Below are 18,154 nucleotides of genomic sequence, written 5' to 3' on the forward strand. Positions count from 1 at the left end.
GTCATGTCGGCGCCGGACGCGGCCGGACCGGCGGGGCGCGGCGTAAGATCGCGGCATTCCCGATTAGCCCGGAGCGCCTTGCTCCGGCCTGGAAAGTCCTACGGAAATCATCGCCATGTCCCTGTCCATGTACCAGGCGTCCGTGCCTGTCTTCGTTCGCGGCCTGACCGTGCTGGCCGCGCTGCTGGAAAAAGCCGCCGCTCACGCTCAGGCGGCAGGTATCGACCCGTCCCAGCTCGTCAACGCCCGCCTTGCGCCCGACATGTATCCGCTGTCGGGCCAGATCCAGCGCGCAAGCGACGCGTCCAAGTTCGCCGTGCAGCGCTTGTCCCAGGGCGAAGCGCCGAAATTTGCGGATGAAGAGACCACGCTTGCGCAATTGCAGCAGCGCATCGCCGACACCATCGCCTACCTGCAAAGCGTGACGCCGGAGCAAGTCGATGGCGCGCAAGACCGCAAGATCACCTTGAGCTTCGGCGAATTCAAGCAGGAGTTCCAGGGCGGCGACTATCTGCTGACCTTCGCGTTGCCCAACTTCTATTTCCACGTCACCACCGCCTACGGCATCCTGCGCCAGGCGGGCGTGCCGATCGGCAAGCTCGACTTCCTGGGCCCCTATCCGCAATAGGCGATCCAGACGCGGAATGCAGGCCGGGCCGTCGCGTCCCGGCCTGTGCCGTCATTTTTTCGTGGCGTCGCCGCAGCCGCTCATCTCGCCCATCTTCGCCATGTTCTGCTGGATTTCTTCCGGCGTCAGGTCCTGCTTGTGCGTGGCAATGGACCAGCGGTGGCCAAACGGATCCACCACCTGCCCATAGCGGTCGCCCCAGAACATGTCGGCGGCCGGCATCGTCACCTGCGCGCCCGCAGCCACCGCTTGCTGCAGCGCCGCGTCCACATCCTTCACGTACAGGTGCAGGGTGACCGGGGTGCCCTTGAGCGCCTGCGGCCCCAGGCTGCCCCATTCCGGAAAATCGTCCATCAGCATCAGGACGGAATCGCCGATGCGTATGGCCGCATGCATGACCTTGCCGTTGGGGCCCGGCAGGCGCGTGATCTCTTCGGCATTGAAGGCTTTCTTGTAGAAGGCGATGGCATCGGATGCGCCTTCGCACACGATGTGCGGGGTGAGCGTATGCATGCCTTCAGGGATGGGCTTGACTGCGGTGGTGGCCATGATCTGTCTCCAGGGTGGTGGGTAGGCTGTGCTCGCAGCGCAGCCTTTAATTGCCGATCAGCGTGGTGAATCCGCCCCAGCACATGCGCTTGACGTCGAATATGCCCTCGCAGGACATGCCGGCCAGCCGGGGGTCCGACATGACCTTGGCGTTGATCTGGTCGCGTTCGACCTTGCTGGGGTAAAGGATCCAGGCGAACACCACCGTTTCTCCCTCGCGCGCGCCGGCCGCCGCGCTGAAGGATCCGAAGCCTTCGCGGTCGATGTCGTCCGCAACGCCTTCACGGTAATCCAGCGCGCCGTACTCCAGCCAGATCGCCTGCGCCTTCCGCGCCATTTCCTTGTACGTCGGCAGCTTGTCCTTGGGTACGCTCAACAGGAAACCATCTATGTACTTTTCCATCGATCACTCCTAATGTCCGGATTGTTCTATGTATCGCCAGCACGCCCGCAAGCCGCCCTGGCCGCCGTCCGGATTCGGGATCGGCAGGTGTCACTTTATCGGGATCCTTCCGGCTTTCAGATAGGTAATTGCGACATTCTTGCGGGTGGATTGCGTCAGCTTGCAGGCGTATGCTTGGCAACATGAAAAACGTCGCGTTCCTTCTGCCCAAGGGGGCCAATATCGCTTCCCTGGAAACCGCGCGCCACGGCTTCCTGGTGGCCAATGAATACCTTGCCGCGCATGGCCGCGAGCCCGGGTTCCACGTGCGCACGCTGGCCTTGACGCGCGAGGTCAGCCTGGACGACGGCCGCATCAAGGTGCAGGCCGACATGGTGCTGGCGGACGCGCGCGACATCCACATCTGCATCGCGCCACCGCTGCTGGGTTCGGTGTCCGACGCCGTGTTGTCCAACCGCGAACTCATCGAATGGCTGTCGCGGCACCACCGCGACGGCGGCGAGGTCGCCAGCCTGTGCATGGGCGCCGCGCTGCTCGCCGCGGGCGGCGTGCTGGACGGCCAGCAGGCGGTCGTGCACTGGGTGGCGCAGAACCTCTACGCCAGCCTGTTTCCCAATGTGCAATGGATCAGCGACCGCATCGTCAAGGCGGAAAACGGGGTCTACACCAGCGGCGGCGCATTCTCGGCGGCGCATCTGGTCCTGCACCTGATCGAGAAGTACACAGACCGCGACACGGCCATCTGGTGCGCCAAGTATTTCCAGCTGGACTGGAGCCGCCAGAGCCAGCTGCCATTCTCGGTCTTCATGGGACAGAAGTCGCACGCGGACCAGGTCGTACGCGCCGTGCAGGACTACATCGAAGGCCGCTACACGGAAAAGATCACCGTCGAGGAACTGGCCGGCCGCCACGCCCTGGGCCGCCGCACGCTGGAACGACGCTTCCGCCAGGCCACCGGCAACAGCATCGTCGAGTACGTGCAGCGCGTGCGGGTGGAAGCGGCCAAGCAGCGGCTCGAGACCTCCCGCAAGAGCGTGGCCGAGGTCATGTATGAAGTGGGCTACAACGACACCAAGGCCTTTCGCGATATTTTCAACAAGTACTGCGGCATGTCGCCCGTCGGGTACCGCGAGCGCTACCAGTAGGGCGGCTCCGGGTTCAGCCCTGGAACCGGTAGACGCGGCTGTCGCGCATGACGAAGCCCGCCGATTCGTACAGGTGATGCGCCGACAGGCGGCTGGGATTGGACGTCAGGTCCAGCGTCCTGACCTTGAGTTCGCGGCTCTTCAAGATGGCCGCGTGCGTGAGCGCCATGCCCACCTTCAGGCCGCGCGCCTCCTGATCCACCACCACGTCCTCGATCCACGCGCGCACCCCGGTCGGGATACGGAAATGCACCAGGGTGAGCGTGCCCACGATGCGCTCGTCGGGGCCCATGGTGGCCACGAACACATGATTGCAGGGCGCGCGGATGATCTCGTCCAGATCGGCTTTAGACAGCGGCGCAGCGCTCTTGGAGAGCTGCGGCAGCAGCCGCGCGAAGGCCTCCACCAGGGGAGCGTCCGCATGTGTCGCCAGCGCGACGTTCACGCCATTGTTCAAGGGTTTCATGGTTGCCTCCGGGGCACTCAAGCGATCAGGGCCAGTTCACGCTGAACGGACCTTGCGCAGGCCCTGGGACTAGCTTCGCCGATCTTGGCGGCGCTGTGTAGCCGGCGCTTTATATCCGCGGTCGTTTGCCGATTCTCAAACAAACCCCATGAAAATCTTGCAAATTGTGTCGTGGAATCTAGACTAGGGTTTTCCCTGGTTCGATGTTCCGTGAAATTTCTGTGTGGTAGCGCGCTGATTGCATGGTGATGGCTGGAGATCGACCCCCTGACTGTAGAAACCCATGACGATTCTCCGCATCAATTTCGGCAATTTTTCCATCGGCGCCCGGCTGGCGCTGGGCTTTGGAGTCGTGCTTGCCCTGTTGCTGGCCCTGGCTGGCGTGTCTCAGTACGAGCTCACGCACATTGGACAGATCAACCGGACCATCACCCAGGAAACCTGGACCAAGGCCAGCGCCATATCGACCATTGACGTGACCACCCGCGCCAATGCGCGCGTCAATCTGGAACTGATCGTCAACGCCAATCCAGCCGCCGCCGACAAGCTCTTTGCCGAGATCGACGCGAACCGCAAGGTGATCGACCAGGCGCTGGCGACGTTAAGGCCTTTGTTCAGGACGGAAGAGACAAGCGCGAGGCTGCGGACGCTGGAAGAGGTGCGTGGCCGATACGTCAAATCCTTCCAGTCCGTGGGCGCACTGCTGAAAAACGGCGAACGCGATGCGGCGCGTCAGCGCCTGCTGGAAGAAACGCTGCCCATACTCGACAGCCTGCAAGACCGCATCATCGAGCTTTCCAGGCTGCAGTCCGCCGAAATGAGCGAGGCCGGTGTCGCCAGCCAGGAGGTCATCCGGGAGGCTGAGCGATTGAACCTCGCTCTGTCGGGCATCGCCGTGGCGCTGGGCGCGCTGTTCGCCTGGAGGGTCACCCGGTCCATCACCCGCCCGCTTGCGCGCGCCGTCAAGGCGGCGGAAACCGTGGCCAGCGGCGATCTGGGCCAGCGGATCGAAGCGGGTTCCAAGGACGAAACCGGGCGCTTGCTGCACGCTTTGCAAGACATGCAGGAAAAGCTGGCCAGCGCCGTGCGCGCCATCCGGCATGGTTCGGAAACGATCTCCAGCGCTTCCGGCCAGATCGCTGCGGGCAACGCCGACCTGTCCAGCCGCACCGAAGAGCAGGCGGCTTCATTGGAGGAGACGGCCGCGTCGATGGAGCAGCTTGCGTCGACCGTGAAGCAGAACGCCGACAACGCCCGTCAGGCCAACCACCTCGCGGCCAGCGCTTCCGAGATCGCGCAGCGCGGCGGGGACGTCGTATCGGCCGTGGTCAGCACCATGCAGGACATTTCGGCCAGCTCGCGCCAGATATCCGAAATCGTTTCCGTCATCGACGGCATCGCGTTCCAGACCAACATCCTGGCGCTCAACGCGGCCGTGGAGGCGGCCCGGGCGGGCGAGCAGGGCAAGGGTTTCGCGGTCGTGGCGGGTGAGGTCCGGTCGCTGGCGCAACGCAGCGCGCAGGCCGCCAAGGAGATCAAGACCCTGATCGAGGACTCCGCCAGCAAGGTCGGCGAAGGCTCCAGGCAGGTCGAGGGCGCCGGCGCCACCATGCAGGAGGTCGTGACCTCCGTCAGGCACGTTACCGACATCATGAGCGAGATCGCCGCGGCATCGCAGGAGCAGGCCAGCGGCATCGATCAGGTGAACCGCGCTGTCGCGCAGATGGACGAGGTGACGCAGCAGAACGCAGCCCTGGTCGAAGAAGCCGCCGCCGCCGCAGGCTCCATGCAGGACCAGGCGCGCGAACTGGTGGGAGCGGTGGGCGTGTTCCGGTTGACGGAAGACGCCCACCGCCGCGGCCAGGGCGAGGCCCCGGCGCGAGGGCAGGGCAGGCTGGCGCTGGCGTAAACGGCTGGCCGTCAGCGCGCCTGCAGCGGCACCGCGATCGGCCGGTCCCCCGATATCGTGGTCCGGTGCATCTCGCGATCGAACCCGTCGTAGTCGTTCATCGCCAGGTGCTGGGTACAGCGGTTGTCCCACAGCGCCAGCGATCCCGGCGTCCAGCGGAAACGGCAGGTGAATTCCGGGCGCGCCGCATGGCGATACAGGAACTGCAGCAGGGGTTCGCTTTCTTCCTGCGTCATGCCGTCAAAGCGCAGCGTGTAGGTGCCGTTCACATACAGCGCCTTCCTGCCCGTCGCCGGATGCACGCGCACCACCGGGTGGACCACCTCGCTGGCGGCGCGGCTGTCGGTGCGCACATCCATCTTGTGGGCCGGGTCGCCGTTGTTCACCACCGCCCCGCCCGCGCCGTACGACCGGACGGCGCTATGCACCGCGCCCAGCCCATCGAGGATCTGCTTCAGGCGATCAGACAGGCCGTCATAGGCCTGGTACATGTTCGCCCACATCGTATCGCCGCCATACGGCGGAATGACCCGGCCGTACAGCGCCGAGCCCAGCGGCGGCTCTTCGGCGTAGCTCATGTCCGTGTGCCACAGGCCGCCGAACAGGCGCCGCGTGCTTTCCGCCTTGCCTTTCATCACGGGAAGTATCGTCGGATGCCCTTCCAGCGCGCGGACGAATGGCACCTCCAGCAGTTCGCCAAAGCGCGAGCTGAACGCGATGTGCTGTTGCGGCGTCAGTTGCTGGTCGCGAAAGAAAACCACCAGATGCTCATGCAGGGCGGCGCGCACCTCGTCGAACTGATCGTCCGACAGCGGCCGCGACAGGTCGATGCCCCGGATTTCAGCGCCCAGGGCGCCGGCGATGGGTTGCGTTTCCAGATGGCGATACGTGGTCATGCTTGTCTCCTTGCTCATTGGATCTTGATCTGGGCGCTGCGCACGAGCGCGCCCCACTTGTCCGTTTCGGCGGCGATGTACCGCCCAAAATCCGCCGGTCCTTCGGCGGCGATGATTCCGCCCATGGCCCCGATCTGCTCGCGCACATCGGGCAGGGCCAGCACTGCCAGCAACTCCTTGTTCAAGCGCTCCACCACGGGCTTGGGCGTGGCTGCCGGTGCCAGCACGCCGAACCATCCGGCGATCTCATAGCCCGGCAATCCTGCCTCGGCCATGGTCGGCACGTCGGGCAGCTGCGGCGAGCGTGCGGCGCTGGTGATGGCCAGCGCCCGCAACTTGCCCGCCTTCACCAACTGCAGCGCGGAAGGCATGTTGTCGAACATCATGGGCACATGCCCGGCCACCGTGTCGTTCAGCCCGGGCGCGCTGCCGCGATAGGGAACGTGGGTCAGCCGCAGGCCCGCCGTCGACGCAAACAGCTCGCCCGCCAGGTGCAGCGAAGTGCCGGCGCCCGGCGTCGCATAGCCCATCGGCTCGGACGCCTTCTTGGAGTAGGCGACCAGCTCCTTCACCGAACGCACCGGCAAGGAAGGATTCACCACCAGCAGGTTCGGCACGCTCATCAGCATGGTGACCGGCGCCAGGTCGCGCTGCGGCTTGTAGGGCAGGTCCGGGTACAAGGCGGGGTTGATGGCGATGGGGCCGATGTTGCCCATCACGATGGTGTAGCCGTCGGGAGGCTGCTTGACCGCGAAGTCGGTGCCGACGTTGCCGCCGGCCCCGGCCTTGTTCTCGACGATGACGGGCTGCCCCAGCCGTTCTCCGAGCTTGTGGCTGACCAGCCGGGCAAGCATGTCGGTCGATCCGCCTGGCGGATACGGCACGATCCATTTGATCGGTTGCGACGGCCATGGCGACTGCGCCAAGGCCGGCCCCGTACAGAGGGCAAGGCCTGCCGCAAGCGCTAGTGCGATGCGTTTCATGTTTGTCTCCTTCCCTGGCTCGCCGGTCTTGCCGGGAGCATCATTAGTGTGTATTGTTCACCTAGTGATCAATATGTTTATCAGGTGAACGCATGAAGAATAATAGATCGATCCAGAGGTGTCTATCCATCATGCGGGCCTTCCGCGGCAACGGCCGGCCTACGCTGGCCGAACTGGCGCGCGCGGTCGACCTGCCGCACGCCACCGTGCTGCGGTTCCTGCAAACGCTGGAAGAAGAGGGCTACACCGCCCGCGAAGACAGCCGCTGGCGCCTGACGCCACAGGTGTTCGAACTGGGATTCGCGGCCATGGAAAGCCTGGGCGTGACGGATGCGGTGCAGGAGATCCTGCAGAGCCTGGCCGACGCCTACTCCGGCACGTCGAACCTGGGCGAGGCCAATCCGGAAGGCGTCATCATCATCGGCCGCGCCATGGCCCCGGCCGAGCGGCGCCGGCTCGTGGTGATGAACCTGCGCGTCGGCAGCATCCTGCCTCCGGCAAGCGCGCTGGCCGGCGGGCTGCGCCTGCCGCCGGGGCAATGGAGCCGCTTCGACTATCCCGACAGCAATCAGGTGTCGGTGGCGGTGCCCGTGCCGCAGGCCGGCGCGCGCGTGCTATCCGTGGGAATTTCGGTGGCGGCGCCGGAAGCGGCGGGGGACAGGCTGCAAGGGGAGATGGTGCCGGCGCTGCAGCGGGCGGCCGAGAGCATCGGCGGCGTGATACGGGTGGGGGTGCTCTGAGTAGCCAGGGGTCTGTGCGAGGCTTCTTCCCGTGTGAACAGGCCCTGGGCGCCGCCGCGCAGCTGGCCCAGCGCCGCCGCAATCTCTTCCAGCACCGGCCCCCATGCGTGCGGCGCGGGCTGGCGGAACAGGCGCACCGACGGATACCAGGGCGTGTCGCTGCGCTCAAGCAGCCAGCGCCAATCAGGCGCAAACGGCAGCATGACCCAAGCCGGGCAGCCCAGCGCGCCGGCCAGATGCGCGGGCGACGAGTCAACGGACACCAGCACGTCCAGCAGCGTCATGATGGCCGCGGTGTCGTCGAAGTCCCGGATCTCATCGCTTAGCGACACCATCGCCATGCCTGCTGGCGGCGTTGCTGCCTGCGCCGCGGCAGGGCCCTTCTGCAGCGCGACAAACGTGACGCCATCCCGCGCCAGCGGCGCCAGATCGGACAGGGCGAGCGAGCGCCGAGCGTCGTTGGGGTGGGCCGGCCGTCCCGCCCAGACCAGGCCGACCAGGGGGCGCGGCAACGGCGCCAGCCGGGCCCGCCAATGCTCCAAGCGTGCAGGATCGGCGCGTAGATAAGCCGTGCTGACAGGCAGGTCGTCCAGGCGCAGGCCGAGTGCCAGCGGCAGGCTCATCAGTTCGCAATGGCAATCGAAGGCCGGCGGTATCGTGCCCACGCGGATGATCTCGTCAAAGCCGCCGCTGCGTTCGGCCAGCGCATGGCATTGCGCATTGACTTCCAGGATGACGCGCGCCCCGCTGCGCTCACGCGCCCGGGCAACCAGTCTCAGGAACTGGAAGGTGTCGCCGTAGCCCTGCTCGTCATGGATCAGCAGGGTCTGGCCGGCAATGGGTTGCCCCTCCCAGCGCGGCTTTTGCACATGCCGCCCGAGCATCGCGGTATGCGCCAGCCGATAGCGGAAGCGGTACTCGCGCCAGCCCGCGTCGAACTCGCCTTGCAGCAGCAGGATCTCGGCCAGGTCGAAGCGCGAGCCCATGGCGTGTGGAACCGCGCGCACGATCATCTCCAGAATTCTGCGCGACTCGTCCACCATGCCTTGCGGCCGGATCGCCTGCACCAGCTGCTGCCAGAGCGCGACCGGCGCCGGACCGGATGCCAGCGTTTGCCGCAACAGCGATTCGGCCTCGGCATGGCGGCCTGCGTCCAGCAGCGCCTGCGCCCGCAGGCCGGCGGTCTCGCAGCCCCTGGCGGCCGCGTCGGGCGCGACGACGGAGCCGGCAGCGTGCAGGCCGGCGCCTTGCGCATCGACAGCAAGCAAAGGTTCCATCTCGGCCAGAATCCGATGGGCTTCCCGCAGCTGGGGATCTATCTCGATGGCCCGCCGCAGGGCGGCCAGGGCTTTGCCGTGGCGGCCTTCGTCCTTGAGCGTCAACGCGAGATTGCTGAGGGCTTGCGCATGGTCGGGGTTCAGTTTCAGGGCGTGCTGGTAGTGGGTGCGCGCCATGTCTGTGTTGCCCAGGCGCTTGTGGGTATTGGCAAGATTGTTGTGGGCCTCGGGGCTGTCGGGCATGAGCGTGGCCACGCGCTGCAGGCATTCCAGGCTGGCCGCAAGCTGGCCGGCTTCCTGCAGAATGATGCCCAGGTTGTTCCAGCCTTCCGCCAGGTCGGGCTGCATCGAGACCGCCCGCCGCGCCGCGTCTTCCGCCTCCGCCAGCAGTCCATTCCGGCGGCATACTTCGGCCAGATTGCTGCAGTAGGCCGCGGGCGCATTGGCGTGCCCGCAGGCAGCGCGCAGATGCGCAAGCGCCTGCTCGGCCAGGCCGTAGGCATGGGCCATCAAGCCCAGCAGATGCCGCGCGTCGGGCTGGTCCGGCGCTACGTCCAGCACCCGCAGGCAGAGCGCTTCGGCTTGTGGGGCCTGGCCCGCGTTCCAATGCCCATAGGCCTGGCGCAATGCTTCCGGAATCGTCAATGCGCCGGCGGCGGGGTGGTCACTCTTGCCCAAGGAACAGCTCCAAGGCGGGATGGCAGGCGGGGAAGGAAGACGCCATTATCCGCGCGTTGCGCTTGGACGCTCAGGGCTGTCTTGCCGTCGCGCTGTTCTCATTCGCCGTGGCCCAGGTCGGGAGCGATGAGTCGCCAGCACGCCGGCCCGTGCCATAACGGATCCTCACGTGACTCGAGAACGCCAGATACAGCGTCCAAATCGTGGTGACAAGCATGGAACGCAAGAAGGAGGCCGGCGCGCTGGTGTCCAGCAAACTGGCTAGCGGCAGATCGTTGGCCCACAGGGTGATGGCGAGCATCAGCACGCCCGCGACGGGGCCTGCGAGCCACAAGGCAAGATGGGTGACCCTGACCGTGGAGGGCTTGCGGCGGGAAAAGATCAGCACGCCGGCTGCGATGTTCAGCACGGAGCAGGCCGTCATGATGGCCAGGATGGACCACTTGAACACAGGCAGCGCCGGCTCCATGGCGCCGATCGCCTTCACCAGAGGGATGCCTTGCGCAAGCTCGAATATCGGCCGCACGCAAAGCAGGTGGATGCCCAGAAACATGAGCCAGGCGTTGAGCGCCCCGGAGTCGGCTTCGGGGTCGACGGGCAGGGGGGATGTGTTCTTAACGGAGGCGGCCGGTTTGGATGTCATCAAATGACTACGGCTGGGCGGTCGGATTTCTTAAGCATGCAGCGCAAGCGCGGCTTGACGCCGCGCAAGCCGGTGCGACAGGGAATCGGCACCTCGCGGTCTTCGACGACGCTCAGGGTCACGGTCGCGCGCAGGCCAGCTGCAAGGCCTTCATCTGAGGGCTGCTCTCGGGGAACCGGACGAATTGCGTCTGGCCCTCGTCGGCGATCTCGTCGCCCAAGGTGTCGACCAGATCGTCGTTCATGTAGAGGTTTGTGGCGGCAAGAAAGCCGACCAGGGACTGGTTGCAGTCGAACACCACGTCCGTCACCGAGCGGTTGTAGTTCCTGCGTTTTCTGTCCTTGCCGGGGATGCTCTGGGGCACGGCGTACCGTAGCTCCATTTTTCCCTTGGCGCTTCCGGACGGCTGGCGCGAATCCGGCATGGCCCCGATCCTGATGGCGATGTTGGGATGGTCGGGGCGGGGCGGCACCTCAAACCATTTCTGCGCCAGGGCGGCGGGGCTGGCCAGGACGCCTGCCGCGACGGCCAGGCCCAGGCGCGCCATCAAGACGCATGCCCGGGGCTTGCGAGCGGCGAGTGCGGACGGTATGTGCATTGTCGTTCCATGATCGGGATCTGGTTTCATGAGCCGCCTGCCTGAAGGGCTTCCAGTGTAAATGGTCAGTCCGGCCGGGACGATAAATGTAGCAAAATGCCGTCTGACGCCCTGCGCGCACGACTCATTCTTCATTCAGGATCCGCCATGCCCCAGTTCGATATCTATCAGGTAGACGCCTTCGCCTCCGCGCCTTTCGGCGGCAACCCCGCCGCGGTCGTGCCGCTGGACGCCTGGCTTCCCGACGCGACGCTGCAACGCATCGCCGAGGAAAACAATCTGTCCGAAACCGCCTACTTCGTGCGCGCCGGGGATGTCTACGAATTGCGCTGGTTCACGCCCGCCGTCGAGGTCGATCTTTGCGGGCACGCGACGCTGGCGTCGGCGTTCGTGCTGTTCGAGCAATTGGGCGTGAAGGACGACCTGCTGCGGTTTTCCACGCGCAGCGGCGAGCTCCAGGTGCGCCGCGCCGGGGACGAGCTGGCGATGGATTTTCCGGCCAAGCAGCCCCAGGCCGTGGAGATTCCGCCCGGCCTGCTGCAAGCGCTGGGTCTGCCCACCGCGCAGGCGCTGTACCGCACGGACGACTATCTGCTGGTCATTGATGACGAGTCGCTCATTGACGGCCTGAAGCCCGACTTTGCGGCGCTGGCGGCATTCGATGTGCGCGGGGTGGCGGTAACGGCGTCGTCGGCCCGGTTCGATTTCGTGTCGCGCTGGTTCGGACCGCGGGTCGGCGTGAACGAAGACCCGGTTACCGGTTCGGCGCATACCTCCCTGGCGCCGTATTGGGCGGAGCGGCTGGGCAAGCGCAGCCTGAGCGCGCAGCAGGGCGGGGCGCGCAAGGGGCAGCTTCAATGCCAGGTGCAGGACAACGGCCGGGTGATCATCAGCGGTCAGGCGGCGCTGTACCTGCGCGGCACGATCCATCTTTGACGCCTGCTCCGCCGGCCCTGCATCGCCCGATGCCCGCACCGTGACCTCCAGGATGTCCTGCCGCGCTAACCCGCCTGGCGCGCAGGCATCGCCGCACTGACGCTTGCGGCCAGCATCTGCGCCGTGGCGGCCGACAAGGTCCAGCCCAGGTGGCCATGGCCCGTGTTGTAGAACACGCCCGGGCGTTTGCCCGGGCCGACGCGCGGAAGCATGTTCGGCGTCATCGGCCGCAGGCCGCACCAGGGCACCACGCGGGAAGTCCGGATGCCGGGGAAGTGCTTGCGTGTCCAGTCCACCAGCGGCTGCACGCGTTCGGCGCGGATGTCCATGTTGAAACCGTTGAATTCCGCCGTGCCCGCCACGCGGAACCGGTCGCCCAGCCGGCTGGTCACGATCTTGGCGGCCTCGTCCAGCAGGCTGACGCTGGGCGCGCTGGCCTGGCTTTGCGCGTCGTCCAGATGCACGCTGATCGAGTAGCCCTTGACCGGATAGATGTTCAGCGTGTCGCCGAGCTGTCTGGCGAACTGGCGGCTGGCTGCACCGGCGCAGACGACGATGGCGTCGGCCTCGTGCTGTTCCCGTTCGCGGCCGTCATCGCGCAGCACGTCCAGCACGTAGGGGCGGCTGTCGCGGCTGATGTTGCGGATGTCGGCATCCTGCACGAACTTCACGCCACGGCGCTCGCAGGCTTGCGCCAGCCCGCTGGTGAATTTGTGGATGTCCCCGGTTGCGTCCGACGGGGTGTAGAAGCCGCCGTGGCAGCCGGTCTGCAGGGCGGGTTCGATGCCGCGCGCTTCCTCGCTGGACACGGCGTAGCGTTCCAGGCCGCCTTCGCGCAGCAGGGCGTTGGCGCGGCGTGCAGTCTCGAAGCTGGCGGCGTCGTGATAGATGTGCAGGATGCCACGGCGCTCCAGGTCGAAGGCGATGCCTTCCTCTTCGGCCATGTCGAACAGGTGCTGGCGGGCCTCGATGGCCAGGCGGGTAGTGGCGATGGTGTTGCGGCGGTAGTTGGGAATCTGCGCCATGAACTGGGCCAGCCACGAGTATTTGTGCCAGCTCGGCCTGGGGTTCAGCAGCAGCGGCGCATTGCGGCGCCACATCCAGCGCAGGCCCTTCATGACGGTGGCGGCGCTGTTCCAGACCTCGGCGTTGCTGGCCGATAACTGGCCGCCGTTGGCATAGGAGGTTTCCATGGCGGGGTAGCGCTGGCGGTCGTAGACCGTGACGATGTAGCCCAGCTTGCTCAGGGCATAGGCGGACGTGACGCCGGTGATACCGGCGCCAATGATGGCGATGCGGGGCATGATGGCTCCAGAAAGGGTGGCGGCGGCCCTTGTTGGCCGCGGCACCCCATCTGTCTCTGTACCTGAGAGCTTCACCCGTGGCGCGCTTGGCGGCGGGATCCCCTTCGGTGGGCGCGCAAGGCGCCTCTCTCCAGATTGTCTAGACCGCGCAGTCCTGTTGCCTGAGAGTTTCCGGGGCGGTTGCTCCGTCGGCGCCCGCCACGGGGGACGGGTCTCTTCTGCGGGGTTTTAAAACGACCCGCAGAGCATAGCCAAAAACCTGCCGGACGAGGTTAGGGGTTAATACCAGGAGCGTCCGGAGTCAATCGCCGTGCGCTACGTTACGATGCACGCGATGCCGCGCCGCGCACGCTGTCGCGGGCGCTCCGACAGCCCGACTTCCACTTCCGGAATCACATGGAGGACAACACGAATGCGTATCCGAGGACTGCTGCGCGCAGGCTTGCTTTTCACCACTGTTTTCGCCGGCGCGGCCGGATCCGCCTTCGCGCGCACGGAACTGCCGTATATCGACCAGGTGGTGAACGAGGCCGCCCGGGCGGCCATGCGCCAGCACGACATCCCGGGGATGGCGATTGCCATCAGCAGCCAGGGCCTGCAGCGGTTCTACAGCTATGGCGTGGAGTCTCTGCAGACGCGGCGCGCCGTCACGCGCGACACGCTGTTTGAGCTGGGGTCGATCAGCAAGACGTTCACGGCCACGCTGGCGACCTATGCCCAGGCCAATGGCCAGCTCGCACTGAGCGACAGCCCCGCCAGGTTCCTGCCCGAACTGGCCGGCAGCGACTTTGCAAAGCTGACGCTGGTCAACCTGGGAACCCACACTACCGGCGGCTTTCCCTTGCAGGTGCCCGACGCGGTGCGCGACGAAGCGCAGCTGATGGACTACCTGAAGGCGTGGAAGCCCGAGCATGCCGCCGGCACGTATCGCACCTACGCCAATCCCAGCATCGGGATGCTGGGCGTCGCGACGGCCAGGAGCATGAAGCAGCCGTTCGCGCAGGCGATGGAAAAGGAACTGTTCCCGAAGCTGGGCCTGTCCGGCACCTTCATCAATGTGCCCGCGGCCAGGATGCCGCAATACGCGCAGGGCTACAACAAACAGGGCGAGCCCGTGCGCGTGAATCCCGGCGTGCTGGCGGCCGAGGCCTATGGGGTCAAGTCCAGCGCGCGCGACATGCTGCGGTTCGTCGAGGCCAACATGGGCATCGGCGTCCAGGACGAGAAGCTCAAGCGCGCCATCGCCGACACGCACGTGGGCTACTACCAGGTGGGCGATATGACCCAGGACCTGGTCTGGGAGCAGTTTCCCTACCCGGTGACGCTGGACACGCTGCTGGCGGGCAATGCCGGTACGCTCAACAGCCAGGGCCACGCGGCCTCGGCCCTGAACCCGCCGCTGGCGCCACAGGACGCGACGTGGATCAACAAGACGGGCTCGACCAACGGCTTCGGCGGCTATGTGGCGTTCGTGCCGGCCAGGAAGGTGGGGATCGTGATCCTGGCCAACAGGAACTATCCCAACGAGGCCCGGGTCCGGCTGGCGGCGGGCATCCTGGACGAACTGGACAAGAAGGAGCGGCGGGGCCGGGCCACGCCCTGAGCGGCCTTGCATGATGCTGGTACACAGCACAGAATCGTCGCCACGCCTGGCCGCGGCGCCGCGGCCGTTCCCTTACCAGGAGTTCACATGAGCCTTGCCCCCGCATCCGAAACCTTGGCCGATCTGCGCGTTGACGGCGCGCGCCTGTGGCAGTCGCTGATGGACCTGGCCCGCATCGGGGCCACCGAAAAAGGCGGCGTGTGCCGCCTAGCCCTGACCGACCTGGACCGGCAGGGCCGCGACCTGTTCGTGAGCTGGGTGGAGGACGCCGGCTGTGAGGTCCGGGTGGACGCCATCGGCAACATCTTTGCCCGCCGCCCCGGCCGCAACAACGCGTTGCCCGCCGTGATGACCGGCAGCCACATCGACACCCAGCCCACGGGCGGGAAGTTCGATGGCAACTATGGGGTGCTGGCCGGGCTGGAAGTGCTGCGCACCTTGAACGACGCGGGCGTGCAAACGGAAGCGCCGCTGGAGCTGGCCGTGTGGACCAACGAAGAGGGCTCGCGCTTCGTGCCCGTGATGATGGGGTCCGGCGTCTATGCCGGCGCGTTCACGCTGGAACACGCACTGGGGCAGCAGGACCGCGAAGGCGTGAGCGTGCGGGAAGCGCTGGCCCGGATCGGCTATGACGGCGATGCCGCCGTGCCGCCCGTCCGGCCGGACAGTGTGGGCGCTTATTTCGAGGCGCACATCGAGCAAGGCCCCGTGCTGGAAGCCGCGGACAAGGTCATCGGCGTGGTGACGGCCGCGCTGGGGCAACGCTGGTACGACGTGGTGCTGACGGGCGTGGAGGCGCATGCCGGCCCGACGCCGATGCCGCTGCGCCGCGACGCGCTGCTGGCGGCGTCCGATCTGGTGCTGGCCGTGAACCAGATCGCGCTGGCGCATGCGCCGGATGCGCGCGGGACGGTGGGCTGGATGGACGTGTTTCCCAATTCCCGCAACGTGATTCCCGGGCGCGTGCGCATGACGGTGGATCTGCGCGCGGCGGACGACGCGACCCTGTCGGCGATGGATGCCGCCTTGCGGGCGGCGGCGGATTCGGCGGCGCAGGGCAGGGGCGTGACGGCGCAGGTTGAGCAGGTGGTGTATTTCGCGCCGCAGCCGTTTGCGCCAGCCCTGGTGCAATCGGTGCGCGAAGGCGCGCGCGACCTGTCGCTGTCCGCGATGGAGGTCGTCAGCGGAGCCGGGCACGACGCCGTGTACCTGGCGCGCGTGGCGCCCGCCGCCATGATCTTCGTGCCCTGCAAGGACGGCATCAGCCACAACGAAATCGAGGACGCGCGTCCCGATCACCTGGAAGCGGGATGCAATGTCCTGCTGCGCGCCATGCTGGCCCAGGCGGGCGCCGCTCGCTAAGGCGCATCCTCTGCACCAAGGCGGCGCGGTGTGCGCTGCCTTGGTGCCGCTGCCGGGTGCGCCCGGCGTGCTGGTATTCCCTGCTCCCCATATCGCCCTTACCGTGAGGTCCGCTACAGGGCCCGCATTGGCACAGAACTTGCTTATACAAATTCTGTGTACTAACTCTGTGCACGCGCCTGTCGCCCTCGCGGGGAAGCGTGTGTCCGGTGTTGGTTCCTTCCTTCGGCTCCACGCCATGCAAGACCTTGGAGAACCACAATGCAGACACGGAGTATCCGCATCAAATCCCTGGCCGCCGCCATCGCGATGGCGGCGGCTGGCGTCGCGGCAATCGCACCCGGCGCGGCGCATGCCGAAAAGGTGTTGCGCATCGGCATGACCGCGGGGGACATTCCCCGCACGCTGGGCCAGCCCGACCAGGGCTTCGAGGGCAACCGGTTCACCGGCATCCCGATGTACGACGGCCTGACGCAATGGGATCTGTCCAAGACGGACGCGGCCAGCGTGCTGATTCCGGACCTGGCGGTGTCGTGGGAGGTGGATGCCGCGGACAAGACCAAGTGGGTCTTCAAGCTGCGCCCCGGCGTGAAGTTCCACGACGGGTCGGACTTCAATGCCGACGCGGTGGTGTGGAACGTAGGCAAGGTGCTGGACAAGAGCGCGCCGCAGTTCGATCCCAGCCAGGTCGGCGTGACGGCTTCGCGCATGCCGACGCTGGTATCGGCCAGGAAGATCGATGACCTGACGGTGGAGCTGACGACGTCCGAACCCGATTCGTTCCTGCCCATCAACCTCTCCAATCTGTACATGGCCTCGCCCGCGCAGTGGAAGAAGAAGCTGGCCGGGGTGCCGGCTTCGGTGACCGACGCGGCCGAGCGTTCGCAGAAGGCATGGGCCGCCTTTGCGGCGGATGCATCGGGCACGGGTCCGTTCAAGATGTCGAAGTTCGTGCCGCGCGAACGCCTGGAAGTGGTGAAGTACGACGGCTACTGGGATGAAAAGCGCCGTCCGAAAATCGACCGTGTGGTGATGCTGCCTTTGCCCGAGGCCAACTCGCGCACCGCCGCGCTGATGTCGGGGCAGGTCGACTGGATCGAGGCGCCGGCGCCCGATGCGTTCGAGGCCATCAAGAGCCGCGGCTTCGTCATCTATTCCAATGAACAGCCGCATGTGTGGCCGTGGCAGTTGTCGTTCAAGGAGGGGTCGCCCTGGCTGGACGCGCGCGTGCGCCAGGCCGCCAACCTGTGCGTGAACCGCGGCGAGCTGAAGCAGCTGCTGGGCGGCATGATGGCCGAACCCAAGGGCACGGTGCCTCCCGGGCATCCCTGGTGGGGCAACCCCAAGTTCGACATCAAGTACGACCCGGACGCCGCGCGCAAGCTGATGGCCGATGCGGGCTATTCCAAGGCCAGGCCGGTGAAGGTCAAGGTGCAGACGTCCGCTTCCGGTTCGGGCCAGATGCAGCCCCTCCCCATGAACGAGTTCGTGCAGCAGAACCTGAAGGACTGCTACTTCGACGTGAGCTTTGACGTGGTGGAGTGGAACACCTTGTTCACCAACTGGCGCAAGGGCGCCAAGGACCCGTCCGCCAATGGCAGCGACGCCATCAACGTCAGCTTCGCCGCCATGGATCCGTTCTTTGCCATCGTGCGCTTCGTCAGCACCAAGACCTACCCGCCCACGTCCAACAACTGGGGCTATTTCGGCAACGCCGAGATCGACGGCCTGATCAAGGACGCCCGCACCACCTTCACGCCTGTCGAGCGCGACGCCGCCCTGGCCAAGCTGCATGCGCGCGTGGTGGAAGAGGCGCCATTCGTCTGGATCGCGCATGACGTGGGCCCGCGCGCCATCTCCCCGAAGGTCAAGGGCGTGGTGCAGCCCAAGAGCTGGTTCATCGACATCGCCACGATGTCCATGGACTGATCTTGAACGCGCCGGATGCTGCCTCGCTCGGCATCCGGCGCAGGGCCTTGCCCACACCAAAAGGAAACTCCTTCTGGTGTGGACGGGCTCTCTACCGGTGACGCC

General features: G+C 66.3%; 16 protein-coding genes, 1 pseudogene and 2 riboswitches. Of the genes and pseudogenes, 8 read left to right on the plus strand and 9 right to left on the minus strand.

Going from position 1 to position 18,154, the window contains the following annotated elements:
* Positions 1-115 precede the first annotated feature (115 nt).
* Positions 116-628 (plus strand): DUF1993 domain-containing protein, encoded by a 513-nt coding sequence (locus tag HLG70_RS02465; RefSeq protein WP_171665312.1) that lies wholly within the window; start codon positions 116-118, stop codon positions 626-628.
* Between the two features lie 51 nt (positions 629-679).
* On the opposite strand, the gene HLG70_RS02470 is transcribed toward HLG70_RS02465, so the two are convergent.
* Together HLG70_RS02470 and HLG70_RS02475 are read right to left on the minus strand one after the other, a co-directional pair.
* Positions 680-1,177, minus strand: coding sequence for a VOC family protein (locus HLG70_RS02470; protein ID WP_171665311.1), 498 nt, complete (start codon positions 1,175-1,177; stop codon positions 680-682).
* Between the two features lie 46 nt (positions 1,178-1,223).
* Complete coding sequence (locus HLG70_RS02475; protein WP_171665310.1) at positions 1,224-1,580, minus strand: DUF1428 domain-containing protein; 357 nt, start codon at positions 1,578-1,580, stop codon at positions 1,224-1,226.
* Between the two features lie 170 nt (positions 1,581-1,750).
* On the opposite strand from HLG70_RS02475, the gene HLG70_RS02480 reads away from it, so the two are divergent.
* A complete protein-coding gene (locus HLG70_RS02480; protein ID WP_171665309.1) occupies positions 1,751-2,725 on the plus strand; it encodes a GlxA family transcriptional regulator in 975 nt (324 codons plus the stop codon).
* A 13-nt stretch (positions 2,726-2,738) separates the two neighbouring features.
* Here HLG70_RS02480 and HLG70_RS02485 read toward each other — a convergent pair whose 3' ends face one another.
* Positions 2,739-3,191 (minus strand): GNAT family N-acetyltransferase, encoded by a 453-nt coding sequence (locus tag HLG70_RS02485; RefSeq protein ID WP_171665308.1) that lies wholly within the window; start codon positions 3,189-3,191, stop codon positions 2,739-2,741.
* Positions 3,192-3,474: 283 nt separating this feature from the next.
* On the opposite strand from HLG70_RS02485, the gene HLG70_RS02490 reads away from it, so the two are divergent.
* Complete coding sequence (locus HLG70_RS02490; RefSeq protein ID WP_171665307.1) at positions 3,475-5,100, plus strand: methyl-accepting chemotaxis protein; 1,626 nt, start codon at positions 3,475-3,477, stop codon at positions 5,098-5,100.
* A gap of 11 nt (positions 5,101-5,111) precedes the next feature.
* On the opposite strand, the gene HLG70_RS02495 is transcribed toward HLG70_RS02490, so the two are convergent.
* Together HLG70_RS02495 and HLG70_RS02500 are read right to left on the minus strand one after the other, a co-directional pair.
* A complete protein-coding gene (locus tag HLG70_RS02495) occupies positions 5,112-5,996 on the minus strand; it encodes a TauD/TfdA dioxygenase family protein (protein ID WP_171665306.1) in 885 nt (294 codons plus the stop codon).
* Between the two features lie 14 nt (positions 5,997-6,010).
* Complete coding sequence (locus HLG70_RS02500; RefSeq protein WP_171665305.1) at positions 6,011-6,979, minus strand: Bug family tripartite tricarboxylate transporter substrate binding protein; 969 nt, start codon at positions 6,977-6,979, stop codon at positions 6,011-6,013.
* Between the two features lie 92 nt (positions 6,980-7,071).
* Between HLG70_RS02500 and HLG70_RS29615 the strand changes: the two are divergent.
* Positions 7,072-7,221, plus strand: a pseudogene (locus HLG70_RS29615) (helix-turn-helix domain-containing protein); the annotation flags it as partial.
* A gap of 326 nt (positions 7,222-7,547) precedes the next feature.
* On the opposite strand, the gene HLG70_RS29620 reads toward HLG70_RS29615, so the two are convergent.
* The 3 genes from HLG70_RS29620 to HLG70_RS02520 all read right to left on the minus strand — a co-directional run bounded on the left by HLG70_RS29620 (position 7,548) and on the right by HLG70_RS02520 (position 10,915).
* Positions 7,548-9,674, minus strand: a complete 2,127-nt coding sequence (locus tag HLG70_RS29620) for a tetratricopeptide repeat protein (RefSeq protein ID WP_284143627.1) — start codon at positions 9,672-9,674, stop codon at positions 7,548-7,550.
* Between the two features lie 70 nt (positions 9,675-9,744).
* On the minus strand, positions 9,745-10,317 hold the full coding sequence (locus HLG70_RS02515) for a hypothetical protein (protein ID WP_171665303.1): 573 nt from the start codon (positions 10,315-10,317) through the stop codon (positions 9,745-9,747).
* A 118-nt stretch (positions 10,318-10,435) separates the two neighbouring features.
* Complete coding sequence (locus HLG70_RS02520) at positions 10,436-10,915, minus strand: hypothetical protein (protein ID WP_171665302.1); 480 nt, start codon at positions 10,913-10,915, stop codon at positions 10,436-10,438.
* A gap of 147 nt (positions 10,916-11,062) precedes the next feature.
* On the opposite strand from HLG70_RS02520, the gene HLG70_RS02525 reads away from it, so the two are divergent.
* On the plus strand, positions 11,063-11,851 hold the full coding sequence (locus HLG70_RS02525; protein ID WP_171665301.1) for a PhzF family phenazine biosynthesis protein: 789 nt from the start codon (positions 11,063-11,065) through the stop codon (positions 11,849-11,851).
* 65 nt (positions 11,852-11,916) lie between these two features.
* On the opposite strand, the gene HLG70_RS02530 is transcribed toward HLG70_RS02525, so the two are convergent.
* Positions 11,917-13,155 carry a D-amino acid dehydrogenase gene (locus tag HLG70_RS02530; protein WP_171665300.1) on the minus strand — a complete coding sequence of 413 codons (1,239 nt, stop codon included), beginning with the start codon at positions 13,153-13,155 and terminating at the stop codon, positions 11,917-11,919.
* A 46-nt stretch (positions 13,156-13,201) separates the two neighbouring features.
* Positions 13,202-13,293: riboswitch (glycine riboswitch) on the minus strand.
* A gap of 1 nt (position 13,294) precedes the next feature.
* Positions 13,295-13,386, minus strand: a riboswitch (glycine riboswitch).
* Positions 13,387-13,567: 181 nt separating this feature from the next.
* Here HLG70_RS02530 and ampC point away from each other — a divergent pair.
* The 3 genes from ampC to HLG70_RS02545 all read left to right on the plus strand — a co-directional run bounded on the left by ampC (position 13,568) and on the right by HLG70_RS02545 (position 18,049).
* Entirely contained in the window at positions 13,568-14,758 is a 1,191-nt protein-coding gene (ampC, locus tag HLG70_RS02535; RefSeq protein ID WP_171665299.1) for a class C beta-lactamase, read from the plus strand.
* 87 nt (positions 14,759-14,845) lie between these two features.
* A complete protein-coding gene (locus HLG70_RS02540; protein ID WP_171665298.1) occupies positions 14,846-16,120 on the plus strand; it encodes a Zn-dependent hydrolase in 1,275 nt (424 codons plus the stop codon).
* 261 nt (positions 16,121-16,381) lie between these two features.
* The gene (locus HLG70_RS02545; RefSeq protein ID WP_171665297.1) at positions 16,382-18,049 is read left to right on the plus strand and encodes an ABC transporter substrate-binding protein; all 1,668 of its coding nucleotides are present in this window, start codon (positions 16,382-16,384) and stop codon (positions 18,047-18,049) included.
* The last annotated feature ends 105 nt before the right edge of the window (positions 18,050-18,154 follow it).

This window comes from Achromobacter deleyi (assembly GCF_013116765.2).
In the GTDB taxonomy this organism is placed as follows: domain Bacteria; phylum Pseudomonadota; class Gammaproteobacteria; order Burkholderiales; family Burkholderiaceae_B; genus Achromobacter; species Achromobacter deleyi_A.

What these genes read in the sequence shown, in the direction of transcription:
- HLG70_RS02485 (WP_171665308.1), bottom strand. Translation starts at nt 3,191, where the DNA reads ATGAAACCCTTGAACAATGGCGTGAACGTCGCGCTGGCGACACATGCG.
- HLG70_RS02470 (WP_171665311.1), bottom strand. Translation starts at nt 1,177, where the DNA reads ATGGCCACCACCGCAGTCAAGCCCATCCCTGAAGGCATGCATACGCTC.
- HLG70_RS02545 (WP_171665297.1), top strand. Translation starts at nt 16,382, where the DNA reads ATGCAGACACGGAGTATCCGCATCAAATCCCTGGCCGCCGCCATCGCG.
- HLG70_RS02520 (WP_171665302.1), bottom strand. Translation starts at nt 10,915, where the DNA reads ATGCACATACCGTCCGCACTCGCCGCTCGCAAGCCCCGGGCATGCGTC.
- HLG70_RS02480 (WP_171665309.1), top strand. Translation starts at nt 1,751, where the DNA reads ATGCTTGGCAACATGAAAAACGTCGCGTTCCTTCTGCCCAAGGGGGCC.
- HLG70_RS02490 (WP_171665307.1), top strand. Translation starts at nt 3,475, where the DNA reads ATGACGATTCTCCGCATCAATTTCGGCAATTTTTCCATCGGCGCCCGG.
- HLG70_RS02495 (WP_171665306.1), bottom strand. Translation starts at nt 5,996, where the DNA reads ATGACCACGTATCGCCATCTGGAAACGCAACCCATCGCCGGCGCCCTG.
- HLG70_RS02465 (WP_171665312.1), top strand. Translation starts at nt 116, where the DNA reads ATGTCCCTGTCCATGTACCAGGCGTCCGTGCCTGTCTTCGTTCGCGGC.
- HLG70_RS02515 (WP_171665303.1), bottom strand. Translation starts at nt 10,317, where the DNA reads ATGACATCCAAACCGGCCGCCTCCGTTAAGAACACATCCCCCCTGCCC.
- HLG70_RS02530 (WP_171665300.1), bottom strand. Translation starts at nt 13,155, where the DNA reads ATGCCCCGCATCGCCATCATTGGCGCCGGTATCACCGGCGTCACGTCC.
- HLG70_RS02540 (WP_171665298.1), top strand. Translation starts at nt 14,846, where the DNA reads ATGAGCCTTGCCCCCGCATCCGAAACCTTGGCCGATCTGCGCGTTGAC.
- ampC (WP_171665299.1), top strand. Translation starts at nt 13,568, where the DNA reads ATGCGTATCCGAGGACTGCTGCGCGCAGGCTTGCTTTTCACCACTGTT.
- HLG70_RS02525 (WP_171665301.1), top strand. Translation starts at nt 11,063, where the DNA reads ATGCCCCAGTTCGATATCTATCAGGTAGACGCCTTCGCCTCCGCGCCT.
- HLG70_RS02500 (WP_171665305.1), bottom strand. Translation starts at nt 6,979, where the DNA reads ATGAAACGCATCGCACTAGCGCTTGCGGCAGGCCTTGCCCTCTGTACG.
- HLG70_RS02475 (WP_171665310.1), bottom strand. Translation starts at nt 1,580, where the DNA reads ATGGAAAAGTACATAGATGGTTTCCTGTTGAGCGTACCCAAGGACAAG.